Origin of the sequence: Rahnella woolbedingensis, from assembly GCF_003602095.1 — a bacterium.
Lineage (GTDB): Bacteria > Pseudomonadota > Gammaproteobacteria > Enterobacterales > Enterobacteriaceae > Rahnella > Rahnella woolbedingensis.
Window position 1 is genome coordinate 1 of sequence record NZ_RAHH01000068.1, and the last position, 4042, is coordinate 4042.

A 4042-nucleotide genomic window follows, 5' to 3' on the forward strand; every position below is an offset into this window, starting at 1 on the left:
ACAAACTCACACATGAACAGGTTGCGGAAATCCTCGGCGCTGTTTTCCTGCTTCAGCGTGTCGATGTTGAACAGGTTGCAGCCACCGGCCAGCGCATCCTCAATGGTGACGATTTGCCGCCACTGGCCATCGCCGCAAAGCTGGCCTTTCGCCAGGGCGTGATGGCTGATATCCAGCTCAATCCTGTCGTTGCGATCTTCCCGTCCCTTGTTGAACAGTTCGCCTGACCAGAACGGATACGCGCCGTGCGTCAGCGCTGACGGCGTGGAGAAATACGTGGTGCGCAGATGTTCCTGCGAGGCCATGCCGCTGGCGACCTTACGCAGTTTCTGGAAGTTGGGGATCCAAAAGATTTCGTCCACGTACAGGTCGCCGTTATGGCTCTGGGCGGTGTTGGAGTTGGTGCCTAAGAAAATCAGCTTTGCCCCGTTGTTGCCGATCACAATCGGGTCGCCGGTCAGCTCGACATCGACCTGGCGGGCAAACTGAATGATGTACTCACGAAACACGTACGCCTGGGTTTTACTGGCTGACAGGAAAATTTGGTTGTGGCCGGTGGCGAGTGCGCGCAGCAGCGCTTCGCGGGCAAAGAAGAACGTGGCGCCAATCTGGCGTGATTTGAGGATGTCGCGGATACGATGTTTAAGCCCTGCGTCGTACCAAATACGCTGATACTGGAAGCACTGAGCCAGAAAAATATCCTCCAGCTTTTCCAGGGCTTCGTCGCTGAAAAAGTTCTTAGTCGGCTTCTTGCGATCCCCCTTATTCCTGTTGGCTATCTTCGGATTTAAATCGGCCTCGTTCCCGCTCTGGCTGTAGCGGTTCACCCTTGCGAGGCGTTCAATCATCCGGCCTAACGCATCAATCTCTTTGTAATCCGCATTCCCCTTCACGTCTTTGGTCACAAGCTGGATCAGTCTTGCTTCCAGGCTGGATTCCACGCGGGAAATCGGCGCGGCGTTCTCCCAGGCGTCGCGCGTTTTCCAGCTCTGCACCGTCGGTATTTTTTGGGTCAGCGTTTCTGCAATCTGGCGAACGGAAAAACCCTGCCAGTAAAGCAGTGCCGCCTGTCGCCGTGGGTCGCTGATGAGGGTTGAGTTTGTCGTTTTCATGGCTGCAACGTTACCGGCTGGCCTGCGGCTTTTCGCGCTGCCCACGTTGTGCCATCAAGCATCAACCCGCATCGGCTGGCGGTGTCGGGCGTGTGTCTGGAAACTTGGGGTTCTCAGAAGCACACACCGACCGGAGTCCGACAAATGGCAAAAGCAACAAAGCGCTTTCGTATCTGTACCGAAGGCGCAACCACCGACGGCCGCGAAATCACCCGCGACTGGATTGAACAGATGGCGGCGACCTATGACCCGAAGGTCTACGGTGCGCGCATCAACATGGAGCACATCAAAGGTTATTACCCTGATAGCCCGTTCCGCATGTACGGCGATGTGACCGGCGTTTATGCCGAAGAAATTGCCGACGGTGCGCTGAAAGGCAAGCTGGCACTGTATGCCGACATCGACCCGACGGCTGATTTAGTGTCGCTGGTGAAAGCCCGCCAGAAGGTTTACACCTCCATCGAAGTGAACCCCTCGTTTTCCGACACCGGCAAAGCCTATCTGATCGGCCTGGCCGTGACCGACAGCCCCGCCAGCCTCGGCACCGAGTACCTGCAATTCAGCGCGAAGGCGCAGCAGAACCCGCTGGCGAGCCGCAAACAGGATGCCGGAAACCTCTTTACCGTCGCTGAAGAAACGGCGTTCGAGTTTGAAGAAGAAAAACCGGCTGCGCCGTCGCTGTTCTCCCGCGTGAAACAGCTGCTTTCCAGCAAATCCGCCTCGGATGACGCCCGTTTTAAAGACGTGCATGACGCCGTGGAAGTGGTGGTGGAGCACGTCGAAACCGGCCTGCAAGCCACTGATGAAAAGCTGTCCGCGCTGCAAACCTCACTGACGGAACGCCTGAACGCGCTGGAACAAACCGCGACAGATGACCGCGAACAGTTCAGCACGCTCAAAGGCAAGCTGGAGAAGTCCGCGCCGCAGAGCTACACGCAGCGCCCTGTTTCAAGCGGCGGCGGCAAGGGTGATGCAGCCCATTTCACCGACTGCTAAGCGCGACGCTCGCGATTAACCCGTTAACCCATTTGGAAAAAAGCATGAAACAAACAACCCGTTTTCAATTTAACGCCTACCTGTCCCGCATCGCCGAGCTGAACTCGGTGGACACCGGCGACCTGGATAAAAAATTCAGCGTGGAGCCGTCGGTGACGCAGACGCTGATGACCCGCGTGCAGGAGTCCTCCGCGTTCCTCCAGATGATTAACATCATCCCCGTGGACGAAATGAAGGGGGAAAAGGTCGGCGTGGGGGTGTCCGGTTCGATTGCCAGTACCGCAGACACCAGCGGCACCGGTGAACGTCAGACAGCGGACTTTAATACCCTGACCGCTGAGGGTTATGAGTGCCGCCAGACGAACTACGATTTCCATTTCCGCTACGCCACGCTGGATTTGTGGGCGCGCTATCAGGATTTCCAGGCGCGTTTACGTGACGCCATCGTGAAACGCCAGGCGCTGGATCGCATCACCATCGGCTTTAACGGCGTAGAGCGTGCGGCGACATCAAACCGCACCAAAAACCCGCTGTTGCAGGACGTGAACGTGGGCTGGCTGCAAAAGTACCGCAACAATGCGCCGGAGCGCGTGATGAGCAAAATTCTCGGCGAGGATGACGCCGTGATTTCTGCGACCGTCCGGGTTGGTGCCGGGGGTGACTTTGAGAACCTGGACGCGCTGGTGATGGATGCCACCAACAACATGGTTGACCCGATTTATCAGGACGATACCGGCCTGGTGGTGATCTGCGGTCGTCAGCTGCTGGCCGACAAATATTTCCCATTGGTGAACAAGGCGCAGGAGAACTCGGAAAGCCTGGCGGCGGATATGATTATCAGCCAGAAACGCATCGGTAACTTACCGGCGGTGCGCGTGCCGGGCTTCCCTGCCAATGCTTTCATGATCACCCGCCTGGATAACCTGTCCATCTACTGGCAGGACGGCACGCACCGCCGTCACATTGAGGAAGTGCCAAAGCGTGACCGCATCGAAAACTACGAATCCATTAATGAGGATTTCGTGGTGGAAGACTATCGCGGCGGCTGCCTGGTCGAAAACATCCAGCTCGGCACCTTCAAAACCACCGCGCCTGAATCAGCGGAATAAAGGGGGACGTCATGATCAGCCCTTGCCGTCGTCACATGTTGCGACAGTCCGCCATCATCGCCGCACAGCAGGCCGCCGGTCAGCTGACCCATGCCACCGGCTACGAACTGCAAATGCAAAAGCTCAATGCGGATAAACAGGCACTGCACAAGATCCAGTCCTTCCAGGACAAGGCGGCGTTAAAACGCAAGCTGTTGCCTGAATACGCCCCGTGGGTGTCGGGCGTGCTCGCCGAAGGGAACGGCGCACAGGATGCCATCCTGATGACCGTCATGATCTGGCGTATTGACGCCGGTGATATTGCCGGTGCGCTGAACATTGCCCGCTACGCCTTTAAACACCGGCTGGCGATGCCATTCGGCACCCGCACGGCGGGATGCGCTTTCACGGAGGAAGTGACCGACCAGGCTGTTCGTGCCCGCACCGCCGGTGAACCGGTCAGCATTGAGCTGATGCTGGACGTGCTGAAACTGACTGACGCTGAGGATATGCCCGATAAAGTCCGTGCCCAGTTGCACAAGATTATCGGCTATCTCTACCGCGACGGCGGCAAGAACACGTTAGCCCTGGAGCGTCTGAAAAGTGCCTTAATTCTCGACGGCAAATCAGGCGTGAAAAAAGACATTGAGCGCCTGGAGTCTGCCATTAAAAAGGCATCCGGCAGCTAAAAAGAATGCGCCCCGCGCAGGGCGGCACGCCAGCCGGGACGGGTCTTTGACCCCGTTCAACGCTGGCGTCCACCGCCCCCCATTCAGAGGTCATTATGTCTCTTGTTGTACCTGCACCAAAGCCGGACGCCGCGACGGAACCCGCGATTAAAAACAC

At 57.5% G+C, this 4042-nt stretch carries 4 protein-coding genes; 3 read left to right on the forward strand and 1 reads right to left on the reverse strand.

Translation table 11 applies throughout. The annotated features are described in order from the left end of the window. A partial coding sequence (locus D6C13_RS25100) for a terminase large subunit domain-containing protein (protein ID WP_208642949.1) occupies positions 1-1112 on the reverse strand: 1112 nt, incomplete at its 3' end. A 144-nt stretch (positions 1113-1256) separates the two neighbouring features. On the opposite strand from D6C13_RS25100, the gene D6C13_RS25105 reads away from it, so the two are divergent. Genes D6C13_RS25105 through gpM form a run of 3 tightly spaced genes read left to right on the forward strand, consistent with a single transcriptional unit; the run spans position 1257 to position 3885 of the window. Beyond that, positions 1257-2108: a GPO family capsid scaffolding protein gene (locus D6C13_RS25105; protein ID WP_120135318.1), complete on the forward strand. Its 852-nt coding sequence runs from the start codon at positions 1257-1259 to the stop codon at positions 2106-2108. A 44-nt stretch (positions 2109-2152) separates the two neighbouring features. Continuing rightward, complete coding sequence (locus D6C13_RS25110; RefSeq protein WP_120135319.1) at positions 2153-3217, forward strand: phage major capsid protein, P2 family; 1065 nt, start codon at positions 2153-2155, stop codon at positions 3215-3217. Between the two features lie 11 nt (positions 3218-3228). Next, entirely contained in the window at positions 3229-3885 is a 657-nt protein-coding gene (gene gpM / locus D6C13_RS25115) for a phage terminase small subunit (protein WP_120135320.1), read from the forward strand. Positions 3886-4042: the final 157 nt, after the last annotated feature.

What these genes read in the sequence shown, in the direction of transcription:
- D6C13_RS25105 (WP_120135318.1), top strand. Translation starts at nt 1,257, where the DNA reads ATGGCAAAAGCAACAAAGCGCTTTCGTATCTGTACCGAAGGCGCAACC.
- D6C13_RS25110 (WP_120135319.1), top strand. Translation starts at nt 2,153, where the DNA reads ATGAAACAAACAACCCGTTTTCAATTTAACGCCTACCTGTCCCGCATC.
- gpM (WP_120135320.1), top strand. Translation starts at nt 3,229, where the DNA reads ATGATCAGCCCTTGCCGTCGTCACATGTTGCGACAGTCCGCCATCATC.